We start from the raw sequence: 21,417 nt of genomic DNA, 5'->3' as shown, positions 1-21,417 counted from the left end.
TCTCCACCTCAATCCGCTTCCGTCATTTCTTTGACCAACAGCGATGCTGCGCCCGCCCGGATGTCCTGAATGCTGTCAGCCGCCAGGACATCCAAATACTTACTGCCGCGGTGCTGATATACGTCCTTCAATAACCGCTTCCATTCCGCTTCCGGCCATTGGTCCATCCGCTCTTGCACCGCTTGGACCAAATTCCAGTTCGCGGCGGTTCGCTCCGGTTTCCAATCGAACGTCAACTGCTGTACCCATATGAATATCTCGCTCTCTTCCAGCCATTCACGCAAAGTCTCCAGCCATACTTCTTCAGGCGATTCCTGAAATAAATCCATGCTCCCGGCATCGAGATCGACCATTTCCAGCTCCAGCAAACAAGCTCCGAATTCCGCTTGATACCCTTCAATCGCTTCCCGGCATGCGGAAAACCATTCGTTCGCGTGGCGGAGGCCGGCACAGGACACCTGCAAACGATCGAAGACGAGGGCGGAGGCCGGGATGAATTCAAGTGAAGAAGCGCCCGCCTTCGACAACGTCACTTCATAAAAGCCTTTCATTCCTGACTCTTTGCGATGCCGACCTTGCAAATTGCCCGGATAGACGATCGGAGGGGCATCATGCAATCGCTGCCTCAAATGGATATGGCCCAACGCCCAGTAATCATATCCTTTCGATAACAAGGCCTCTTTCGTGAAAGGGGCATACACTGCATGCGTCTCATCCCCGGCCAAACTGCCATGCAGCATTCCGATATGGATCGTTTCCAAATCTCCACCCGCAACCGGGTAATGCTCGATGACCGGCTCCCGAACATGCCGCTCCGGATAGCTGAATCCATGGATGACGATATCTTGGCCGTCGATCCGCAGAGGCACCGATTGCACATCCCCGCCGAGTACATGCACATTCGGCGGCAACTCGAACCGTGTCCATCTCCCGCCCAGATGGTCATGATTGCCGTGGCAAATGAAGACCGGAATGCCTGCCGTCTCCAGTTCCGACATGCCTTCCTGGAATTTCAGCTGGGCACGCAAACTCCGATCTTCCCCGTCGTACACATCCCCGACAATGAGGAGAAAATCAGGCTTCGACTCGACCGCATGACGGATCAAATTTGTGAACGCGGAAAAAGTGGAAGCCCGCACCGTCCGCAAATGCTCTGCAGGCAAACCGGAAAGCCCTTTAAACGGACTATCCAAGTGCAGATCCGCCGTGTGGATAAAACGAATTTCCGACAATCCAACCCCTCCTCCGACAACGAATATCTGTTCTTAATTCTACCATATTATCGGAAGTGTGGTAGCCATAAATTGAAAGGGCTGCCCATCAGCGGACAGCCCAGCTACTTATTCTTTCCCCAGTTGAATCGCTTTTTTGATATCCTTCAAGGAACGGGATGGGCCGTACATGAGGACGCCGCCCCGATAGACGCGAGCCCCGAACCAACCTAAGAAGAAAATCGTGATGAGCATGATGGCAATCGACAGGAGGGGCTCCCATAATGGCAGCTCCAGCATGCCGACCCGCAAAAACATGACGAGCGGCGCGAAGAACGGGAAGAAGGAGGCATATTTCAAATAGCCCATTTCCGGATTCCCCAAGCCGGTCGCCGCAATGACAAACGCGACGACAATGAGCATCGTCATCGGCGTGATGACTTGCTGGACATCTTCCGTCCGACTGACCAAAGACCCGAGGAGGGCGGCCAGCGTAGCATACAGGAAATAACCCAGCAGGAAGAAGACGATAGCATAGACAAGGGTGCCCGTATGGATCGACGATAGGCTGAAGAATTCGGATATCCCTCCCGGTTCGCCCGTTGAGGATGTTTTCATCGCAATGAAACCGGCAACTCCGTAGAAAACGATTTGCAGCAGCCCGAGTGATCCGATGCCGAGCACTTTGGCAAACATATGCTTGACAGGGGAGACACTGGAAATGAGAATCTCCATGACACGCGATGACTTCTCCGTTGCCACCTCGGTCGCAATCATGCTGGAATACAGGATGACAGCGAAGTAGATGACGAACATCAGGACGTAGACGAGGACGCGCGCTTGGTCAATCTCTTCCTCCGATTTGGCGGAAGGGGAGATATTCTGCTGCTCAAACTCGATCGGGGCAAACAGTAATTGCACTTGTTCGCCTGTCAGCGACAGCTCTTCCGCCTTCATTTCGGTCTGGATGGACTGCAAGGCATCTTGGATCGTCCGCGGCAAACTGAAGTCAAGCGCACTCATCGTCGTATATTTCGCTTGGATAGTGTGGGAGCCATCCACGTCAAGCGTCAAAAACGATTCGATTTCTCCATCTTTCACTTGTGCAAGGAGTTCCTCTTCTGTCGCAGCGGATTGCTCCACTGCGAGTCCGGACATGTTCTCGCTCAGTTGCTCATTCAATGGGTCAACAAGCATGCCGCTCGTATCGATCACTTGAAGGGCTTCTTGCGATTCATCCCCGGTCACGTCTTGTACGGTATCGATGATTTTGGACAAGTTCGCGACTAGGAAGATGGCGGCGATCATGACGGCTGTCGTGATGATGAACGATTTCGTCTTCGCCTTCGTCACAAATGCCTGCTTGAAGATGATCCAGAATTCACGCATGCTCTTTCCCCACCTTTTCAATGAAAATATCCTGCAGCGACGGTTCCTCGATGGCAAAATGACGGACCGGACCGGACTGGAGTGCAGTTGACAACAGCTTCTCCGCGACCGCCTCCGTTTCCACCTGGTAGACTGCCCCTTCAATCGATTTATGGACTGACGTGACGCCCGGGACGGCATCCAATGCAGATAAATCATGATCCGATTTGATGCGCACATTTTGTTTACCGAAGGAACGTTTCACATCACGCAGCGTGCCGCTGACGATTTGATTGCCACGATGGATGATGCTCAATTGTTCGCAAAGCTCCTCGACATGGTCCATCCGGTGGCTCGAAAACAAGATGGTCGCGCCTTGATTGCGGAAGTCGAGGATGGCATTTTTCAACATTTCCACATTCACGGGGTCAAGACCTGAAAACGGTTCGTCGAGTATCAATAATTTCGGTTGATGGATGAGCGAAGCGATTACCTGGATTTTCTGTTGGTTCCCTTTCGATAACTCTTCCACTCTTTTTTTCGTGTAATGGCTGATTTCCATCCGCTCCAGCCATTTGTGCATCTCCGTTTTGGCAGCAGCTTTGGACATGCCGCGCAATTGCGCCAAAAACAACAACTGATCTTCCACTTTCATCTTCGGATACAAGCCGCGCTCCTCTGGCAAATAACCGATTTCCGCGCTTGTTGCATAGCTGATCCGGCCATTATTCCATGTAATCCGGCCTTCATTCGGGTTCAATAAACCGAGGATCATCCGGAATGTCGTCGTCTTCCCAGCACCGTTCGCCCCAAGGAATCCATACATGGTGCCCTGTTCCACTGTCAAGGACAAGTCACGTACCGCAGTGAAATCCCCGAATCGCTTCGTCACATTTTGGAGTTGTAAAGCCATTGTGTCGCCCCTTTTCATAACTGTCTAGTAGTCTATACGTGTTCATGAGGTTGAAGTTTCAGTCAATCAATTTTTACTACTGGCAATTGCAGCTCCAATCGCATAGGACAACATATGGGCAACCCATATCCCGGTCATCAGGAAAAATGCCAACCGTGGGCCTTCTACGAGAATAATAATTCCCCAACCAAAGAGGATGGTCACCGTTGTCACCCGCCATGAAAAGGAGCGCGCTTGCTCATGGATCCGCGTATACCTCTCATCGAAACGTCTTTCCTTCTTCCCTTTTCGCCAACTAATAAAAAGGATGATGGAGGCTATCAATATCCCCAGCGGCAAACCTACCAGAAATGACCCCAAATCAAAACTTTCATGCATACTTACTCCTCCTCGGGAATGAATATATCTTCTATGGAACACTCAAATAATTTCGCAATCTTGAACGCGAGCAGCAACGAAGGATTGTATCTTCCTTTCTCCAAGGAAATGACCGTCTGTCTCGACACATCCACTTTTTCGGCAAGTTCGTCTTGCGTCCACCCTCTCTCCACCCGCTTCTCTTTGATTAAATTATCCAGTTTGATCATCCCCCTCCAAAAGTAAAGGTCGCTTTACGTAAAGGATACTTTACTTTTGAAGGGAATGTCAAGTCTCCTTTACTATTTTAGTTTAAGGAGATGGAAATTTTTTTAAGGGAATAAAGGAATTTAGGATATAATGTTGGGGGGAATAGCATGGATGGGAAACTGTCATGGCAAAACTCTTGATTGTCACGGCAATCGGTCGAACTGTAAGGGCTCGGACGGAAACTGTCATGGCCCCGGAAAACTTTCAGGGCAAAACTCCAGACTGTCATGGCAATCGGTCGAACTGTAAGGGCTCGGACGGAAACTGTCATGGCCCGAGAAAACTGTCAGGGCAAAACTCCAGACTGTCACGGCAATCGGTCGAACTGTTAGGGCCTGGTCGGAAACTGTAAGGGCCCGAGAAAACTGTCATGGCAAAACTCCAGACTGTCACGGCAATCGGTCGAACTGTTAGGGCTCGGACGGAAACTGTCATGGCCCCGGAAAACTCTCAGGGCAAAACTCCAGACTGTCATGGCAATTGCCCTTACTGTAAGGGCCCAACCGGAAACTGTCATGGCCCCGGAAAACTTTCAGGGCAAAATTCCAACTGTCACGGCAATCGGCCGAACTGTAAGGGCCCAGCCGGAAACTGTCAGAGCCCGAGAAAACCGTCATGGCAAAACTCCAGACTGTCATGGCAATCGGTCGAACTGTAAGGGCTCGGACGGAAACTGTCATGGCCCCGGAAAACTCTCAGGACAAAACTCCAGACTGTCATGGCAATTGCCCCTACTGTAAGGGCCCAACCGGAAACTGTCACAGCCCGAAACAAACTATCAGGGCAAGTCCCCGAACTGTCATACTCCGCGCGTCCAAATGAATGAATTTTCGCTTACCTTTCATGAATCGCTATTCACTTTCCGGTTTTAATAGTATAATGAAAGCACATACTAAAAGGGGTGAGTTTTGTGAGAACTTATAAACTGACAGCTTACGAGCAAACGGGGAAACTGATTGCGGAGGAATCTTTTACAGCGGCGACCGATGACGAAGCAAAAGAAAAGGGACATGCCCTGCTGGAGGAGAAAAATCTGGAAGAGGCAACACATCGCTTAGCATCCCCTGCCGGCAAATTATTATTATTCCATTCCTGAAACGAACGACAGCCGGATTTCAGACAGCTCTTGGTAGGCAATTATTATTCCGGAGGGATGACAAGTGGAGATCGCGTTAATCGCCCATGATCAAAAGAAAGATGAGATGGTCAATTTCGTCATTGCTTATCAACATATTTTTTCACAACATACATTGTATGCAACCGGTACGACAGGAAAGCGAATCGTCGATGAGACGGGCCTCCCTATCCACCGGCTTCGTTCCGGCCCACTCGGCGGCGATCAGCAAATCGGTGCCCTGGTGGCAACGGGAGAACTGGATCTAATCCTCTTTTTCCGCGATCCGCTGACGGCTCAGCCGCATGAGCCGGATGTGAGTGCGCTGCTGCGTCTATGCGATGTATACGGCATTCCACTTGCGACCAATTTGGCCACTGCCGAATTATTAATACGCGCTGTGGAAGAAGGCTATTTTGCCTGGCGGGACATGGTCGATAAATACAAAACAAAAGAACCCACTTCGTCCGAGACGGAGTGAGTTCTTTTCATTTCGAATGACTCTTGCTGAATCATATTAACTATTCAAGTATTGGTCGAGCGCTTGCTGTAAGGTGCCCAATGTTTGTGTTTGCCCGTTGAATGTGACACCAAGACCGACGATCCTCCGGACAAGATCGCCTCGTAAGCCGGTGAGGACCGGGCGGCATCCCATGAGAGAAATTCCCGAAATGATCCGCATCAAACGGTCGACCACATCATCTTCCATATCCACAATCCCCGATAAATCGATGATCAATGTTTGGATATGGAGCCGGCTGATTTCCGTCAACACTTTCTCTTCCAGGATTACGGTCCGGAATGAGTCGACCGTCCCGATCAAAGGAAGAATGCAGATGCTCGGTGTAATCGGAATGATTGGAACGGACAATGTCTCCACAAGCTTCCGCTGCGCTAAGAGCAGTTCCTCTTTATACATCGAATAATTGATGAAAAACGAATTCAAAAACTGATCGATGCCATTATTGATTTGTTTTTCAGACACAAAAAAATTACACATCTCGTTAGACTCCGAATACCGTTCGATAAAGCACCAGAGTGTCCTTCGAATCGCCTGCACCCACTCCAGCTTAAAGGCCAACGGAATCGAATGGGTAGCCCAAGCAATCCCCTCTTGCTTGGCAAACAATTGAAGCTCCTCATCTTGTCCATCAATCACATACAAGACAAGCAGATGGGCATTATTGATCAGATCGATATTCCCAACTTCCAGTATATGTTTGATACGATCCCGGACATTGCTCGCTTCATCCTGCAACACATTCTCGAATTCCTGTTTATGTTCCTGAAGAAATGACTTGAAATTTGAATCAACACAAGCAGTTCCCATCGAAAATCCCCCTTTTACAAATTAGCCCCTCAACTTTATTACCCATCCCCACAGTTCTTAAAACCTATGGAATGGGATGAAGTTCCTTTATAAAATTAGTCTTTCCGATAGAATACGGGGGATTTCGTCAAATTTCCAATCATTTGCCTTTTGAAAAATTTGGTTGCCGCTTTTCAAGGAATGCACGAATCCCCTCCTGATGCTCCTCCGTCTGCCTCATTTCCATCTGCTTCTCACTTTCCATCTCCAAGACGCGTTGGAGCTCATCGACCTTTTGCGAATGTAGAATATTCTTTGAAGCGATCATAGCCCGGATTGGCATCGCTAGGAATTGATGTGCAGTTTTATCGGCCGCCTTTCTCGCTTGACCTGCTGACACAACTTCATCGACCAGCCCTTTTTCCAAGGCAGTTTGGGCATCCAGCAATTCCCCTGACCAGATCAGATGCTTCGCTTTGGTGACACCGAGCCGTTCCTTCAAGAAGAAATGCCCCGCTCCGTCCGGCACCAATCCGATCCCGATGAAATTCATCGCCAGTTTACAGGATTCCTCCGCTATGATCCGATCACAACCCAAAACTAAGCTGAACCCTAACCCGGCCGCTGCTCCACTAACCGCGGCAATCGTAATTTGAGGTAATGTATAGAGGGCTTTTGCCAAACGGGATAAATCATTCATGACATCCCCCATGTCAATACCTTCGGAATTCAGCATCACCTGAATATCCCCGCCCGCCGAGAACGCCCGTCCGGCTCCGGAGATTACGACCACTTGGATAGTCATATCGTTCTTCAACGACTCCAATGCCTCAGCCAATTCCTTCATCATCACCTGATCCAACGCGTTCATATGATCCGGCCGATTCAATGTCAAATAAGCCAGCCTTCCGTTCTTCTCCAACCCGATTTTTTGATACACGTAAACCACCCCTTTAATGAATGAATAATCATTCAATATTCTGTTCTATAACTCTTTCGATACCGAGTAGTAAAATCCTTCATTCAAATAAAAGGAGCACTCCTAAAAGCCAGAAAATACTGCAAAAAAACAGGCATCAGAAAGTTGATCCTCCTTTCCGATGCCTGTTTCAATTTGCTACTTTACAGACCCTATTTCACTCCTTCAGGAAAAACTGCATCCAAGAAGGCCAACTTTTTCTCAATGGCATCCTCGAATGCCAGACTGTATGCCGCCGGATCTTTCGGATTATAGAACTGGGTGATCTTCCCGGTCTCCCGATCGATGAACTTGCTGGAAGCTCCGCAGCCGATGCCGATGATCGTCTGGACTTCTTCCATGATAATGATATTATACAGGCTCTCTTCGCTCGGCTTTGAATAACCGACATTTTCCAAGTTGCCTAAGATGTTTTTCTGGCGGTACAAATAATACGGGACATAACCATTTTCGGCGGTCCATTGCTCGCCCATGCGCATCATTTCTTCCACCGTCTCCCGGCCCGCCACTTTATATTTCTCCTTGTTGCGTGTCATTTCCGAAGCCCGCTTGAATGACAGCGTATGGATCGTCAACGATTCGGGCTGCATCTTCTCCGTCTCGTCCAGCGAATGGCGGAATTCCTCGACCCCTTCATTCGGCAAGCCAATGATTAGATCCATGTTGATGTTCCTCATCCCCATGTTGCGCGATAGCCAAAACTTATCAATCGTCTCCTGAACGGTATGGTGACGTCCAATCGCCTTCAATGTCTCATCCGTATAGGATTGTGGATTGACGCTGATCCGGTCGATGCCCCACTTTTTGAGTACCTCAATCTTTTCAGGCGTGATCGTATCCGGACGCCCCGCTTCGACGGTGATCTCCCGGACTTTATCCATATTCGGGAATGAATCGTACATCGTCTCATACAGGGCATCCATTTCATCGGCTTCGATGCTCGTCGGTGTCCCGCCTCCGAAATAGATGGTCGTGATTTCCATATCGTGTGCTGTCAGCCATTTCCCCATCTCTCGGATCTCTTCGTGCAAAGCATCGAGGAAACTATCAACCCTGCCATTTTTCCGGCGAATCGCATAGGCGGGAAACGTGCAATAGGCGCATTTTGTCGGACAGAAAGGAATGCCAATATAAATGCTCACACCGTTTTTTAACTCATATAAATCGGGAATGGCTCTTAATTGGACATCGGCAATGATGGCAAGAAGTTCACTCTTTTCCTGAGAAATACGATGCCGATCCTGTAACATCTGCTGGGCTTCTTCGGACGACATGCCTTGCCTGCGGTATTTATGATAAAGCTTTGTCGGTCGAATCCCGGTCAGGATGCCCCAAGCTTGCTGCATGCCAGTCGCCTGTTCCAAAACTTCCAGAAAGAGATGGGAATAAATCCGTTTCAGTTGCCGCGTTTTCGTCTTTTCATTCCCCTCCTCCGCCTTCTCCGAGAAAGCGGAGCCATACTGCCCGCCTTTCCAAGAAAGAGCCGCTTTCCCTTCATATATCCCATTTTGCAAATCCAAAGTGAATCCGACTTGAATTGCATCATCATCTTCTTCCTTTATAATGGAAGACTGTTCAAAAAACAGATTGGCCAAATGCGTGAACATCCGGATCCAATCATGTGGAAACGTCTCGGTTAAAATGATTTTCTGCAAGGTATTGTACCAACTTTCTTTCATGATTCCGATGAACGTCCATTGTATCAGGAAAAGCAATAGAAAAAAACCGGTGCGGGACCGGTTTGTGCCGATGGATTCGCATTAACATAATTAGGGATTGTTGTCGCTGTTGTGGAGAAAACTTAAAATTGAAACCCTGCCACACGTCGCAAGTTAACCATTTCGTAATCCCCTCTGTCCATCGATTTACTATCAACATCGGTATGATGATCACAAATGCGTCATACTAAATTGTTCTCTTAGTTTGTACTTTTGAATTTTTCCTGATGGCGTTCTAGGAAGGTCCTCTACAAAAACGATTTCCCGCGGCTTCTTATAACGTGCAATCTTATCTGTAACATATTCTAAAATTTCCTGTTCCGTCGCATTCTCGCCTGACTTCAATACAATGACCGCACATACGGCTTCAATATATTTGGGATCGGGAATTCCGATTACGGCCACATCACGAATAGCCGGATGACGAATGAGCGCATCTTCGACTTCCACTGCATAAATATTCTCGCCGCCGCTTCGAATCATATCTTTTTTTCGGCCTGAGATTGTTAAATAGCCATCCTCATCCAAGCTCCCTAAATCCCCCGTATGGCACCAGCCGTTGATGAATGTACTGGCTGTCTCTTCCGACTTCCCCCAATATCCCATGGATACAGCGGGACTCTTGATACATACTTCGCCCGTTTCTCCACTTTTCAATGGAGTCCCCTTCTCATCGACAACTTTCAATTCCGTGAAGGGCATCGCCTTCCCGACCGAATGTCCCTTGGATTGCGCATCTTCCGGATCCAAGGACGCGGCAACCGGCGTCCCTTCTGTCAGACCATACACTTGAACGAATCCAATTTGCGGAAATATTTCATGAAGCCGTTCGATGGCCCAAGGGATGACGGGATCTCCTCCCGAGAAAATCCTTTTTAATGTCGGTAATTGAAGCATGGCATGCCGAGGAATGTTCAGCATGTCATAAATCATAAATGGAAAAAATAGAACATCGGTCACCTGTTCTTTTTTAATTACTGCTAATGCTCTATTGATGTCAAATCCTCCGCTGTTCGTGATGACGACTGTTCCGCCCATTGTGAGAACGGAGAGAACCAAGTCTTCCATTGCGCCTACATGATAAAGCGGACCTGTGGTCATTCCGACGGTTTCCCTATCTATTCCCCATTTGAGTATTTGCATATTGGCAAACCACAAGGTATTCTCATGCGACCAAAGTGCTCCTTTCGGCCTCCCTGTAGTTCCTGATGTATACATCAACATGACGGGGTCTGATTGACGAATATCCACGCCCATTATTTCCGTTGCATCCCCTTGTTCAAGCTTGCTCCAACGACTTGCCCATTCGGGAACTGGGTATCCTTCCTCCTCCAAACAAACGAATCTTTTCACTTGTATGGACTTTTTGATCGGTTCGATTTTTTCAGTGAGACTCGAATGAAAACAGAGGATTTTAGTCCCGGAATCATTCAGGATGTACTCGAATTCTTCACTTGATAATCTGAAGTTTATTCTGACCGCGATCGCCCCCAGCTTTGCACAAGCAAAATAGAGAGCAAAATAGTCGAGGCAGTTAAACAAAAGAATACCGACCCTGTCTCCTTTTTCAATTCCCATTCGGCGAAGGGAATGCGCGTAACGATTCGTCATTTGATTCAATTCTCCATATGTCCAAAATGCCTCGGATTCCATTTTTAAAGCAATCTTCTCTGGATCAATTGTTTGGATATGTTTTTCGACTCTGCTCACTAAGTAACCGACATTCATTCCATAACACTCCTTTCCGATTAGCCCTCCATGGCATCGAGCATTTTTTCGTCCAACTCAACGGTCGATTTTTGAGTGATCAATGACACGGCAATAAAAGTTATAATCGAAAATGCGAACGCGACGGCACCCACAATGACGCCTGGCGGGAGTATGACAAGGCCATATTTCCCACTAAGCTCCAATGCAAAATTCAATACCAGCCCAATTATGATACTTGAAATTGCGCCATATTTAGTGGCCTTTTCCCAGACAAGCCCGAGGACAACAGCCGGAAATACTGCCGATGCAAACGTCCCCCAACCAAATACCCCCAGTAACGCGACCAATGTATCCATATAAAATGAAAATAAAGTGGAAATAACTAACAAACCTAAAACAGCCATTCGATTCCAGAACAGCTCATTTTTAATCTTAATGCCAAAAGCTCGTGGGATATCCCTCGTCAAACCAGATGCCCCTAACGTTACAAAACTGGAACCAGTGGACATGATGGCCGCAAGCAATCCAGCGATAACCAATCCACCAATGACAGGCGAAGTGAATTCGGTAATAAAAACAGTGAGTGCTTCATCGGGAGAAGCGAGTTCCGGAAAATTGCCTTTCACATACAACGACCTCGCGGTTAACCCAATCCCTATGACTAATAAAGTGCTGAGTGTATAAGCAAATCCGGCTGTGAATGCTCCCCACTTCAATTCTTTCTGGTTTTTGATCATCAAAAATTTGGTAATAAAATGCGGTTGTCCCGCAGCTCCCAAACTGAATAGGAAAACCCAGCATGCAATTGAGAGAATGGAATATGTTCCAAATGGTGATGCCAACAGCGGATCAGCATTGTGTAGTGTTTCAGTGATCGTTTGAACCCCGCCTCCAATATGAAGCGCCATAAAGAAGATGATAACGGAAACACCGACCATAATGACTCCTTGAAATAAATCCGTATATACTCCCGCAATAATGCCCCCGCCTACACAGTAGAATCCCAGGATGGCAAGCCCGATGATGGCTCCGACTTTGGGAGAGACGCCAAATACCGTATGCATGATGATTCCCATCGCTTGCACTTGCGTTCCCAGATAACCGATAACGCCTAGGGTAATTGCTACTCCCAGCCAACCCCGTACCGCTTTACTGTTGTATCTTTTTTCGACGACATCACCTAATGTGTAAACTTCTCCAAGTTCGCCCACTTTCCACATTCGTTTCCCAACTAAAAACCAAGTCAATGCAAATCCTAAAGGAGCGGCAATGCCAACACCCGCAACGAACCCCATCCCACCTGAAAAGGTAAGTCCTGTTCCTCCCAGCATCCCAAAGCCGCTTTGAATCGAGGAAAAAGCGGCGACGGCCATCACAAACATGCCCAGATTTTTACCCGCAATTAAAAAATCACTTGTCGTTTTCGTCTTTCCAGTAGCCCATATACCAATCAAAATACAGATCAATAAGTATACGATCACAATCGAAATAATGATACCACTCACTGTTTCCACCCCTTAATGTGAAAGATTTATCCTACTAAAATATTAATCTGTAATCGATTTTTCATTGGTAAAAGTCCATGCATATAATAAGCAAATCAGATTAGCCAACGGCCAAATACAAAGCACATACAATGCCAGGCTGGGCGTAAGCCCGAATATAAACGAACTTCCACCAGTCGGGGAGTCGATGGTCATAATATCCAGCCAACCATATAGCATGAAATAAGCGATAGAAACAGTTATAGGAATCCAGATTTTACGGGGATTTTCTTTTACACTTTTCAAGATGCCAGTCAAAATAGCAAGCCCGATTACAAATAAATAAGAATAAAGGATAAGTCTCCACGAAGCTGTAAGCATTCCAATAAGTGACAGACTCACAAAAAATAACAATGAATAGATGAGCTTATCGGAATATGACATAGCTAACCTCTCCTCGCTTTTAGATTGCAAGTGATTTCTGCTGTAAGTGCTGTGCCGTAAAAAATGGTTGTTGCAATGCCTTTCAACAATACTTGATGTTTACAACAGTAACCGCCCCATTAAGCTCACTAAAGGCTGTTTCATCTCGGGAACCTTCGGGACACCCGTTCCTTCCCAATTAGCAGCTACCGTTGCAACATATCTATTCATTTAATGCGGTTGTGCGTACAGTTCTTTCAGTTTGGACTTTTGTATTTTTCCGGCAGGTGTCATCGGTAAATCATCGACAAATACAAACTGCTTCGGTACTTTATAATCAGCGAGACGCTCTTGGCAATACGCTATCAACTCCGCCTCCGCCAGTTCCTTCCCTGCAGCAAGAACGATATAATAACGGCCGACCTCTCCATAGAATGGATCCGGAACACCGATGCCTGCCGCTATTTGAACATCGGGATGCATGGTTAATACATTCTCAATTTCTGCGGGCAGGATATTGAACCCACCTTGAATGTAAATCTCTTTTTTCCTACCTTTGAAACTGATATATCCTTCTTCATCCATAGTTACAAGATCACCTGTGTACAGCCATCCGTCTTCTGAAAAGGTCTCTCTTGTATTTTTTTCATCCCGATAATACCCCTTAGCCAGACAATCCCCTTTCAAGGCGAGCTCGCCCATTTTACCTGGTTCGACTTCTTGTCGATTTCCATCAACGACCTTGCCAATGAAGTCCCCAATAGGTACACCAATGGTTGTTTGAACTTTTTCAATCGAATCGCTTGGCTTTGATAAGATACAAGCTCCCGAGCTTTCGCTTAGTCCGTATAAGCTTACCAACTTCGTGTTCGGCATCGACTTCGTTATTTCATGGCATAACGCAGGTTCAACATTCGAACCGCCTATAAAACTAATTCGTATTGAACTCAAATCATATGCTGCAAAGTATTTATGGGAAAATAGCATTAGATACATCGTGGGAACTCCGCCAAAAAGTGTAGCCTTGTGCTGCTGAATAGCTGTTAATACCTTTTCAGGACGGAACTCTGGAATTAATACAGCTTTTCCTTTACTAATTAAGGTCACAGTTACCTGGCATGTAATACCACCAACGTGATTGAGAGGGAGACTTTGAATGGTTGTATCTTTTTCTCCAATTTGAAAATGCTTGACCTGTGCATCTGCTGAAGCTAATATGCTTCGATGGGTGATCATCGTGCCCTTCGGTTTCCCTGTTGTTCCCGATGTATAAATCATAATGGCCAGATCTTCCGGGCTAACTTCCGCTTTATGTTTATTTAGCGTTGTCTCATCCACACTCCGTTTGATTAGATCCGAAAAAGATAAACTGCCTTCAAACCCCTCCCCAATGAAAATATACTTTCCAACGGATGGGATTTTTGATTGAAATCCACTGAAGAATTCCGAAAAGTCAAAGCCCGGAACTTTGTCGATTGATACAATTGCCTTCACTTCAGAATGATTGAGCATATACTCCAATTCGGAATCTCTATAACGAGCACTGAGCGCAACGGTCCCAACGCCAATCTTTGTTGCGGCAAAATACGTAATGAGCCACTCCATTTGATTTAAGGCAAGGATTCCAAGATGATCTCCTCTTTGTAAGCCTTCTTCTAAAAACGCCGAAGCCAAACGATCTGTTACTTCATCCAATTGCTGATAGGTAAGGCTCTTTGAATCTTCACAGAGAAATATGTTATCAGGACAAGTGTGTACCGCTTTTTGCAATATATCGTTTATTGTTCCCATCTGTTGACCCCCTTGCTTTTTCTCCTTCGTTTACCGACCAACAAATTGAGGTGCCCGTTTTTCCGCAAACGCTTTCAATCCTTCTCGTGCATCCGTGCTTATAAATGCTTTATTTGCATATTTCCATTCTTCGTGGAACGCCAGCTCCATCGGCAAACTTTGCAAACGTACAACCGCTTCTTTTGTCGCTTGTACGGCAATCGGACCATTTCGGCATATTTTCTCCGCATAATCATCCGCTTCTTCCAATAGCCGGCTCGCCGGAACGATTTTATTGATCAATCCGATATCAAGCGCTTCCTTTGCTGTAATAGACTCCCCTGTCAGCAAAATTTCCATCGCCCTGCAATAAGGGATTTGCCGGACGAGTCTCACCAAGGAACCGGCCGCCGCCATGATCGACCATTTCGGTTCGGGCAAACCGAAAGTCGCATGCTCCGCTGCAATCCGGATATCCGTCGCTTGCAGGATTTCCATGCCCCCCGCCAAACAATGACCATTGACTGCCGCAATAATCGGCTTCCATAGTGGGTTATATTTCAAAACAACATCATCCAAGACATTCGGGTCCAATTGCCCTTCTGCGATGGCGGGAATCGTCTCCTTTAAATCGGCGCCGGCACAAAACGCCTTCTCTCCAGTGCCGGTTAAAATAACCACTCGGACGTCTTCGTCTTTCCCGGCTTCTTTGAAGGCTTCCGCGAGTTGACGAAAGCCTTCCGGAGTCATCGCGTTCATCGCTTCAGGCCGATTCAGAGTAATGTAAGCTTTATTTGAAACTTTTTCATATAGGACCGGATCTGTCATTCTTATGCCGACCCCCTTTCTTGCAACGCCACCCCCTCTTTATTAATCAAAACTTTCAAGACGCCCGTCGTCACAGTTTCCCCTGTTTGTTTTACAATCTTTTGAGTCGCGGTCACAACCCCCGTCCCATTCCTTTTGTCCTGTAAATCCGTCACTTCCAACTCGACGTGAATGGTATCATTAATAAACGTTGGATGAATGAACCGGAGATTCTCGATTCCGTAAAAAGCGACGATGATTTCCGGCTCCATCACTTGGAGACCGGTTGCGGCCGACAATACAAGCATCCCGTGAGCAATCCGTTGCTTGAACGGCGTATTATTTTCCGCGTATTCCTTATCTGTGTGAAGTGGGTACCAATCGCCACTGAAAGCGGAAAACATGACGATATCCGCTTCCGTGATCGTGCGCCCTCTGGAGCGCCATGTTTCTCCGATTTCAAAGCGATCAAATTTTTTATCAAACATAATCATCAACCCCTCAAATGATGGAATTTTCCGTCTCCTTAGAACGCAAGACAGTCTTCAATACCTTTCCGGTTGCGTTTCTTGGCAGTTCATCTACCAATTCAATTTGCTTCGGAATTTTAAAGGAGGCAAGCTTCCCTTCACAAAACTCTCGGATACATATCAGACTGATAGGCTCGGCAGCGTCCTTCAAGGCGATCACCGCTTTCACGGACTCTCCCCATTTTTCATCTGGATATCCTAAGACTGCGACTTCCTTAATGTTGGGATGCCGGAATAACACTTGTTCGACCTCTATCGGATAAACGTTCTCGCCTCCCGTGATGATCATATCTTTCATGCGGTCGACGATATAGAGGAATCCTTCCTCATCTTGTTTCGCCAGATCCCCGGTGAAAAACCATCCATTCTTGATCGCTCTCTCCGTCTCTTCGGGTTTGTTCCAATATTTCACGAAGATATTCGGTCCTTTGACGATTAGCTCCCCGACTTCCCCGATCGGCACCTCCTTTTCGTTAGGATCGACAATTTTTATTTCGGTATGAATTGGAGGTTTTCCGACGGAACCGTTTTTCCGCAAACTATTTTTGCTATCCAGTACTGCTACAACCGGCGCTGTTTCGGTTAAACCAAATCCTTCGAAAAATGGAACATTCCGTTTCTGGAAAAACTCGATGACCGTGATAGGACACGGCGCTCCACCGGATATATTTAGGGTCAATGATCTGATGTCATACTCATCTATCCGAGGGAATTGCATAATGGCAAGCCACATCGCCGGCACAAGGAATAGGGCTGTAATTTTTTCCTTTTCGATGATGTCGAGCGTTCCCTGGGGATTGAACCTGTCTTCCAGCACGACAGTTCCGCCCCTGTACAATGTCGGTGTCGTGAAAATATTCATTCCCCCGATATGGAATAGGGGAGCCACTGTCAGCGTGATCGTTTCTTGATCAATCGGGAATTCATGGATGACATTAATCGCATTCCATTGGGTGTTTCCATGTGTCAGGAGGGCACCTTTTGGTCTTCCCGTCGTCCCGGATGTATACATCATCATATGGGCGTCATCCAGCCCGATTTCATATTCCGGCTCTTCATTGGACGCCTGCCCAAGAAGTTGTTCGTAATGGACATCCGTTCCCGCCTGCTCATCGCCTACCCGGATATAAGAACGGACAGCCGGGACTCTTTTCCTCAGTCCTTCCGCTATCGCTTTGAGCCTTTCATCGTACAGAAACAAGATGCCGCCTGAATCGTTGACAATATATTCGACTTCATCCACGCTTAAGCGGAAGTTTATCGGGACGAGGATTGCACCGATTTTCGCGCAGGCAAACATCGCTTCCATTAATTCATTCCGATTCAAAAGAAGTGCGTTCACCCGATCCCCTTTTTCCACGCCTAGCTGGACGAATGCGTTTGCCAATCGATTGACACGGTCATTCAATTCCGAGTACGTGAATCGTCTGTCTTTGTAGACGAGCGCAACCTTATCCGCATTTCGATCACTATGCTGCAAAAGCCATGAACCGATTCCCTTTATCATAATCGGACGCCCCTTTTTCATTTTTTACTGGACAACATTCGATTCCGTATACAAGTCTGTATATGCCTTCCGTAGCTGCTGTTTCTGGATTTTCCCCGTCGTTGTCATTGGGAACTCCTCAACAAATACGACTTTCTTCGGAACTTGGAACCCCCCCAGATGCTGTTTACAATAAGCGATAATGTCCTCTTCGGATAAGGATTTTCCCTCTTTACAACGGACAAAAGCTGTCACGGCTTCAATCCATTTCTCATGCGGCAAACCGATCACCACTGCGTTTTCCACTTCGTCCATGTTCAATAGCGTCTGTTCAATTTTAATGGAGGCGACGTTTTCCCCGCCGGTTTTGATCATATCCTTTTTACGATCTACAAACACCAGCTGGCCGTCTTCATCCCAGTAGCCAAGATCCCCGGTATGGTGCCAGCCGAATAGCCGTGTTTCCTTTGTCGCCTCTTCATTATCCAAATAGCCGGTCATGACATTCGGACCGCGATGCACGATTTCACCAATTTGCCCCTTCGCCAAAATGTTCCCTTCTCCATCCATCACCGCCGTATCGTTCAGAATTGCGGTCGTTCCCCAATAAGAACCGAATCTTTTCAGCTGCTCTTCCGGCTTGAAAAACATCGTACCCGGATACATTTCCGTTTGCCCGGTACCTAGCAGGAAGTCCGCCTCCAATTCTTCGATCCCTTTCCTTAAGGTGTTCTGGTCCATCGGTGCCATCGCATATAAGCAAGTTTTCAGTGATTTCAAATCATAGTTGCGCCGATTCGGGTGATGGATGATTGCTCGGTACATCATCGGCAATGCGAACATAAATGTCCCCTTCTCCTTTTCAATCCACCCCATGAAATGATCCGGTTCAAATTTCTTCATTACGACGACCTTGGATCCGACTGCAAAAAATGAAGCGAGAAATGCATGTTGGGCACAATGGAACATAGGCATGACTGCCAACGGGACATCGCTTTCCTTCAATCCGAGTTCGATAATATTGCTGAAACCTGAAAAGTAAACGGCTAGGTGGCTAATGCGAACCCCTTTCGGATTACCGGTCGTCCCACTGGTGAACATGATTTGTGCCACATCCCGATCCTGGATGTCGACTTCCGACTCCTCATCGGATTGTCCGATAAGGGCGTCTGCAAAGGATTTTTCAGACCCCTGTGCATGATTCGTAACTAAGACAGGAAGTGTCCCGTATGGGGAGCGATCCATCTGCAAAAATGCCTGATCCAGCACAACCAGCTTCGCTTCCACTTTGTCTAAAATGTATTTTTTTTCAGCACTGGATACGCCCGGATTCACCGGAACCCAAATCAACCCGGCCTTCTGGATACCGAACATGGCGATGGCGTGTTCGATGGAGTTTCCGCATACAGTCGCTACGGCATCCCCTTTTTTATATCCTTGACTGATCAAATAGTTTGCAAAGCGGTTGCAAGCTTGCTCTAGCTCCCGATACGACAGTCTTTTGTCATCCTCCACAATGGCCGTCTTCTCTTCAAAACGACTCGCGGACCTCCGAATGATATCGCCGATTGCGACACGGTTAACAACTGAAATTTCTTCGATCATCATCAATTCCCCCGTTTCATTAAGTTGAAGTGATTTGAAGTTTCTTCGTTAAAATTTCATTCATGATTTGTGTGGTTCCGCCTCCAATTGATAGAAGACGGGCATCCCGCCAATATCGCTGGACTGGAAACTCCATCATATAGCCATTTCCACCGTGGATTTGAAGAGCCTGATCACATACCCGGTTGACCATCTCGGTCGCATACGCTTTCGCCATCGTCGCTTCTGTTGACACATCATCTCCTTTGTCATATCGATAAATTGCCCGATATGTAATATGTCTCGCCTTTTCGATGTCGACGGCCATGTCCACCATCTTATGGCGGAGCACCTGGAATTGGGTGAGCGGCCCCCCAAATTGGATGCGCTCCTTGCCGTACCGGACCGTATCTTCCAAAGCCTTTTCGGCTAGTGCAATACTGTTGAGGGCCAATGTCAACCGCTCCCATTGGAAATTGATCATAATATATTTGAATCCTTCGTTCAGCTTTCCAATAAGGTTCTCTTTTGGCACTCTCACGTTCTCAAAATATAGTTCTCCCGTATCCGAGGCACGCCAACCCAACTTGTCGAGTTTCTTTCCAACCGAAAAACCTTCCCAATCACTTTCCACAATGAAAAGACTCGTGTTTCGATGTCCCGGACTGTCATCCGTCTTCGCCGCGACAATCACATAATCCGCGTACACTCCATTCGTGATGAATGCCTTCGATCCATTCAGCAAGTAATACTCACCTTTGTCGACAGCCCGGGTTGTAATCGATGAGACATCACTGCCCGCATCAGGTTCGGTAATTCCAAGTGCCGCAATCTTTTTCCCTTCAATGCCGGGCTTCAAGTATTTTACTTTTTGCTGTTCATTTCCAAAACGCCAAATCGTCGTCATCGCGATGCCAGTATGTGCACCAATGGCGGCGGCCGCTCCCCCCGACCCGCATTTTGTAAGCTCTTCCGTGAAAACAGCTTCCATCATGAGATCGGATTCCGCCCCGCCGTATTTTTCCGGAAACTTGATTCCTAAATAGCCCAAGTCTCCCATTCTTTCAAACAGTTTGCGGGGGACGCCCCCATCCTTCTCCCACTTTTCGATATGCGGGATCATTTCCTTTTCCACGAACTTTCTGACCGACTGGCGGAACTGCTCATGCTCCTCTGTGAAAATCCAATGGCTCATCTGACTGCCTCCTTTATCCGCTCCAGGTCCATTTGTTTTGAAATGATTTCTTTCATTACCTCATCCGCTCCCGCTCCGATACGGTGGAGCCTTGTATCACGCCAAATGCGCTGGATCGGGTATTCTGTCATATAGCCGTTCCCGCCAAAAATCTGCAATGCGCGGTCTGCCACCCAATGCGCCATCTGGGCTGCCGCAAGTTTCGTAATGGAAATCTCCTTACTCGGCACTTCCCCATTCGAAAAACGATACGCAGTCGCATAGGTCAACTCTTTGCACACTTCGATTTCTGTTTTCATCTCAGCAAGCAAATGGGCAATCACTTGGAAATTAGCAATTGTCTGGTTAAATTGCTTTCTCGTTTTTGCATAGTCATAGGCCAGATCATAAGCGTATTCCGCCATTCCGATCGAACCGGCCGCCGAAATCATCCGCTCCCCTTGAAGTTCCCACATAATATAGGAGAAACCCATTCCTTCCTCCCCGAGCAGGTTGGCATGGGGCACCCTGACATTGTCGAAGATCAACTCTGCAGTATCCGAGGAGCGCATCCCGACTTTGTCCAGCTTCCTGCTGATGGTCACGCCCGGACTATCCAGTTCCACTAAAAATAGGCTGATCCCTTTATAGCCCGGTGCGTCCGATGTCCGTGTGACAAGCGTGACGAAGTCCGCACGTGTTCCATTCGTGATGAACGTTTTCGATCCATTGATGACCCATTCATTGCCTTCCCTGCGTGCCCGTGTCTCGATTGACGCGACGTCCGACCCATGATTCGGCTCAGTGATTCCGATGGCAGCAATTTTATCCCCTTTGATGGCAGGCTTCAGAAACCGTTCTTTTTGATCGGTTGTGCCGAATTCCGCGATTGGCGGAGTCGCCATATCCGTTTGAACGGCAATCCCCATCGGAAAGCCTCCGCATCCACATTTGGCAAGTTCCTCCGCAAATACGATGCCTGTGAAATAATCGCCGCCTTGGCCACCTACCTCTTCGGGATAACGCAGTCCAAGGAACCCCAATTCGCCCATCCTTTTTACCATCTCCCGCGGAAACACACCCGCCTCTTCCCACTCTTCCACAAAGGGAGCTACCTCTTTTTCTACAAATTTACGGATCGTTTTACGTAACAGCTCATGCTCTTCCGTAAAATAAGGTGCATAGGTCATATGCACACCTCCATTTCTCA

General features: G+C 47.4%; 21 protein-coding genes. 3 read left to right on the top strand and 18 right to left on the bottom strand.

Features of this window, described 5'->3' with window-relative positions; all coding sequences use genetic code 11:
- Positions 1-8: 8 nt before the first annotated feature.
- The 5 genes from MKY41_RS18840 to MKY41_RS18820 form a co-directional block, all read right to left on the bottom strand.
- A complete protein-coding gene (locus tag MKY41_RS18840; RefSeq protein ID WP_340746534.1) occupies positions 9-1,232 on the bottom strand; it encodes a metallophosphoesterase family protein in 1,224 nt (407 codons plus the stop codon).
- Positions 1,233-1,340: 108 nt separating this feature from the next.
- Positions 1,341-2,600, bottom strand: a complete 1,260-nt coding sequence (locus MKY41_RS18835; RefSeq protein ID WP_041071116.1) for an ABC transporter permease — start codon at positions 2,598-2,600, stop codon at positions 1,341-1,343.
- On the bottom strand, positions 2,593-3,492 hold the full coding sequence (locus MKY41_RS18830) for an ABC transporter ATP-binding protein (RefSeq protein ID WP_041071119.1): 900 nt from the start codon (positions 3,490-3,492) through the stop codon (positions 2,593-2,595). The genes MKY41_RS18835 and MKY41_RS18830 overlap by 8 nt, the downstream gene beginning before the upstream one ends.
- A gap of 66 nt (positions 3,493-3,558) precedes the next feature.
- A complete protein-coding gene (locus tag MKY41_RS18825; protein ID WP_340746533.1) occupies positions 3,559-3,870 on the bottom strand; it encodes a hypothetical protein in 312 nt (103 codons plus the stop codon).
- Between the two features lie 2 nt (positions 3,871-3,872).
- Positions 3,873-4,070, bottom strand: coding sequence for a helix-turn-helix transcriptional regulator (locus tag MKY41_RS18820; protein ID WP_041076091.1), 198 nt, complete (start codon positions 4,068-4,070; stop codon positions 3,873-3,875).
- 173 nt (positions 4,071-4,243) lie between these two features.
- On the opposite strand from MKY41_RS18820, the gene MKY41_RS18815 reads away from it, so the two are divergent.
- From MKY41_RS18815 to mgsA, 3 genes are all read left to right on the top strand, one after another.
- Positions 4,244-4,471: a hypothetical protein gene (locus MKY41_RS18815; RefSeq protein WP_340746532.1), complete on the top strand. Its 228-nt coding sequence runs from the start codon at positions 4,244-4,246 to the stop codon at positions 4,469-4,471.
- Positions 4,472-5,029: 558 nt separating this feature from the next.
- Positions 5,030-5,215 carry a YhzD family protein gene (locus MKY41_RS18810; RefSeq protein WP_340746531.1) on the top strand — a complete coding sequence of 62 codons (186 nt, stop codon included), beginning with the start codon at positions 5,030-5,032 and terminating at the stop codon, positions 5,213-5,215.
- Between the two features lie 64 nt (positions 5,216-5,279).
- Positions 5,280-5,714 carry a methylglyoxal synthase gene (gene mgsA, locus MKY41_RS18805; protein WP_340746530.1) on the top strand — a complete coding sequence of 145 codons (435 nt, stop codon included), beginning with the start codon at positions 5,280-5,282 and terminating at the stop codon, positions 5,712-5,714.
- A gap of 36 nt (positions 5,715-5,750) precedes the next feature.
- Here the strand turns inward: mgsA and MKY41_RS18800 are convergent, their stop codons facing one another.
- The 13 genes from MKY41_RS18800 to MKY41_RS18740 form a co-directional block, all read right to left on the bottom strand.
- Complete coding sequence (locus MKY41_RS18800) at positions 5,751-6,563, bottom strand: STAS domain-containing protein (protein WP_340746529.1); 813 nt, start codon at positions 6,561-6,563, stop codon at positions 5,751-5,753.
- Positions 6,564-6,702: 139 nt separating this feature from the next.
- Positions 6,703-7,482, bottom strand: a complete 780-nt coding sequence (locus MKY41_RS18795) for an enoyl-CoA hydratase (RefSeq protein ID WP_340746528.1) — start codon at positions 7,480-7,482, stop codon at positions 6,703-6,705.
- Positions 7,483-7,673: 191 nt separating this feature from the next.
- Positions 7,674-9,200: a coproporphyrinogen III oxidase gene (locus tag MKY41_RS18790; RefSeq protein WP_340746527.1), complete on the bottom strand. Its 1,527-nt coding sequence runs from the start codon at positions 9,198-9,200 to the stop codon at positions 7,674-7,676.
- 210 nt (positions 9,201-9,410) lie between these two features.
- On the bottom strand, positions 9,411-10,967 hold the full coding sequence (locus tag MKY41_RS18785; protein ID WP_340746526.1) for a class I adenylate-forming enzyme family protein: 1,557 nt from the start codon (positions 10,965-10,967) through the stop codon (positions 9,411-9,413).
- Between the two features lie 20 nt (positions 10,968-10,987).
- Positions 10,988-12,454 (bottom strand): sodium:solute symporter family transporter, encoded by a 1,467-nt coding sequence (locus tag MKY41_RS18780; protein WP_340746525.1) that lies wholly within the window; start codon positions 12,452-12,454, stop codon positions 10,988-10,990.
- 42 nt (positions 12,455-12,496) lie between these two features.
- Positions 12,497-12,877: a hypothetical protein gene (locus tag MKY41_RS18775; protein ID WP_340746524.1), complete on the bottom strand. Its 381-nt coding sequence runs from the start codon at positions 12,875-12,877 to the stop codon at positions 12,497-12,499.
- 210 nt (positions 12,878-13,087) lie between these two features.
- Positions 13,088-14,647, bottom strand: a complete 1,560-nt coding sequence (locus MKY41_RS18770; RefSeq protein ID WP_340746523.1) for a class I adenylate-forming enzyme family protein — start codon at positions 14,645-14,647, stop codon at positions 13,088-13,090.
- Between the two features lie 30 nt (positions 14,648-14,677).
- Positions 14,678-15,454 (bottom strand): enoyl-CoA hydratase/isomerase family protein, encoded by a 777-nt coding sequence (locus MKY41_RS18765; protein ID WP_340746522.1) that lies wholly within the window; start codon positions 15,452-15,454, stop codon positions 14,678-14,680.
- Between the two features lie 2 nt (positions 15,455-15,456).
- Entirely contained in the window at positions 15,457-15,924 is a 468-nt protein-coding gene (locus MKY41_RS18760; RefSeq protein ID WP_340746837.1) for a MaoC/PaaZ C-terminal domain-containing protein, read from the bottom strand.
- Between the two features lie 10 nt (positions 15,925-15,934).
- Positions 15,935-17,470: an acyl-CoA synthetase gene (locus MKY41_RS18755; RefSeq protein WP_340746521.1), complete on the bottom strand. Its 1,536-nt coding sequence runs from the start codon at positions 17,468-17,470 to the stop codon at positions 15,935-15,937.
- A 24-nt stretch (positions 17,471-17,494) separates the two neighbouring features.
- A complete protein-coding gene (locus MKY41_RS18750; protein WP_340746520.1) occupies positions 17,495-19,057 on the bottom strand; it encodes an AMP-binding protein in 1,563 nt (520 codons plus the stop codon).
- 16 nt (positions 19,058-19,073) lie between these two features.
- Positions 19,074-20,228, bottom strand: a complete 1,155-nt coding sequence (locus tag MKY41_RS18745) for an acyl-CoA dehydrogenase family protein (protein ID WP_340746519.1) — start codon at positions 20,226-20,228, stop codon at positions 19,074-19,076.
- Positions 20,225-21,397: an acyl-CoA dehydrogenase family protein gene (locus tag MKY41_RS18740; RefSeq protein WP_340746518.1), complete on the bottom strand. Its 1,173-nt coding sequence runs from the start codon at positions 21,395-21,397 to the stop codon at positions 20,225-20,227. The genes MKY41_RS18745 and MKY41_RS18740 overlap by 4 nt, the downstream gene beginning before the upstream one ends.
- Positions 21,398-21,417 lie beyond the last annotated feature (20 nt).

Origin of the sequence: Sporosarcina sp. FSL W7-1349 (genome assembly GCF_038003045.1) — a bacterium.
Classification (GTDB): Bacteria; Bacillota; Bacilli; order Bacillales_A; family Planococcaceae; genus Sporosarcina.
Note: the sequence above shows the minus strand (reverse complement) of the source record. Positions and strands in the feature narration are given on the sequence as shown.

Excerpts from the sequence above, each read along its gene's own strand:
- MKY41_RS18830 (WP_041071119.1), bottom strand. The coding sequence starts at position 3,492 with ATGGCTTTACAACTCCAAAATGTGACGAAGCGATTCGGGGATTTCACT.
- MKY41_RS18750 (WP_340746520.1), bottom strand. The coding sequence starts at position 19,057 with ATGATGATCGAAGAAATTTCAGTTGTTAACCGTGTCGCAATCGGCGAT.
- MKY41_RS18755 (WP_340746521.1), bottom strand. The coding sequence starts at position 17,470 with ATGATAAAGGGAATCGGTTCATGGCTTTTGCAGCATAGTGATCGAAAT.
- MKY41_RS18770 (WP_340746523.1), bottom strand. The coding sequence starts at position 14,647 with ATGGGAACAATAAACGATATATTGCAAAAAGCGGTACACACTTGTCCT.
- MKY41_RS18775 (WP_340746524.1), bottom strand. The coding sequence starts at position 12,877 with ATGTCATATTCCGATAAGCTCATCTATTCATTGTTATTTTTTGTGAGT.
- MKY41_RS18745 (WP_340746519.1), bottom strand. The coding sequence starts at position 20,228 with ATGAGCCATTGGATTTTCACAGAGGAGCATGAGCAGTTCCGCCAGTCG.
- MKY41_RS18825 (WP_340746533.1), bottom strand. The coding sequence starts at position 3,870 with ATGCATGAAAGTTTTGATTTGGGGTCATTTCTGGTAGGTTTGCCGCTG.
- MKY41_RS18765 (WP_340746522.1), bottom strand. The coding sequence starts at position 15,454 with ATGACAGATCCGGTCCTATATGAAAAAGTTTCAAATAAAGCTTACATT.
- MKY41_RS18740 (WP_340746518.1), bottom strand. The coding sequence starts at position 21,397 with ATGACCTATGCACCTTATTTTACGGAAGAGCATGAGCTGTTACGTAAA.
- MKY41_RS18800 (WP_340746529.1), bottom strand. The coding sequence starts at position 6,563 with ATGGGAACTGCTTGTGTTGATTCAAATTTCAAGTCATTTCTTCAGGAA.
- MKY41_RS18815 (WP_340746532.1), top strand. The coding sequence starts at position 4,244 with ATGGCAAAACTCTTGATTGTCACGGCAATCGGTCGAACTGTAAGGGCT.
- MKY41_RS18790 (WP_340746527.1), bottom strand. The coding sequence starts at position 9,200 with ATGAAAGAAAGTTGGTACAATACCTTGCAGAAAATCATTTTAACCGAG.
- MKY41_RS18835 (WP_041071116.1), bottom strand. The coding sequence starts at position 2,600 with ATGCGTGAATTCTGGATCATCTTCAAGCAGGCATTTGTGACGAAGGCG.
- MKY41_RS18785 (WP_340746526.1), bottom strand. The coding sequence starts at position 10,967 with ATGAATGTCGGTTACTTAGTGAGCAGAGTCGAAAAACATATCCAAACA.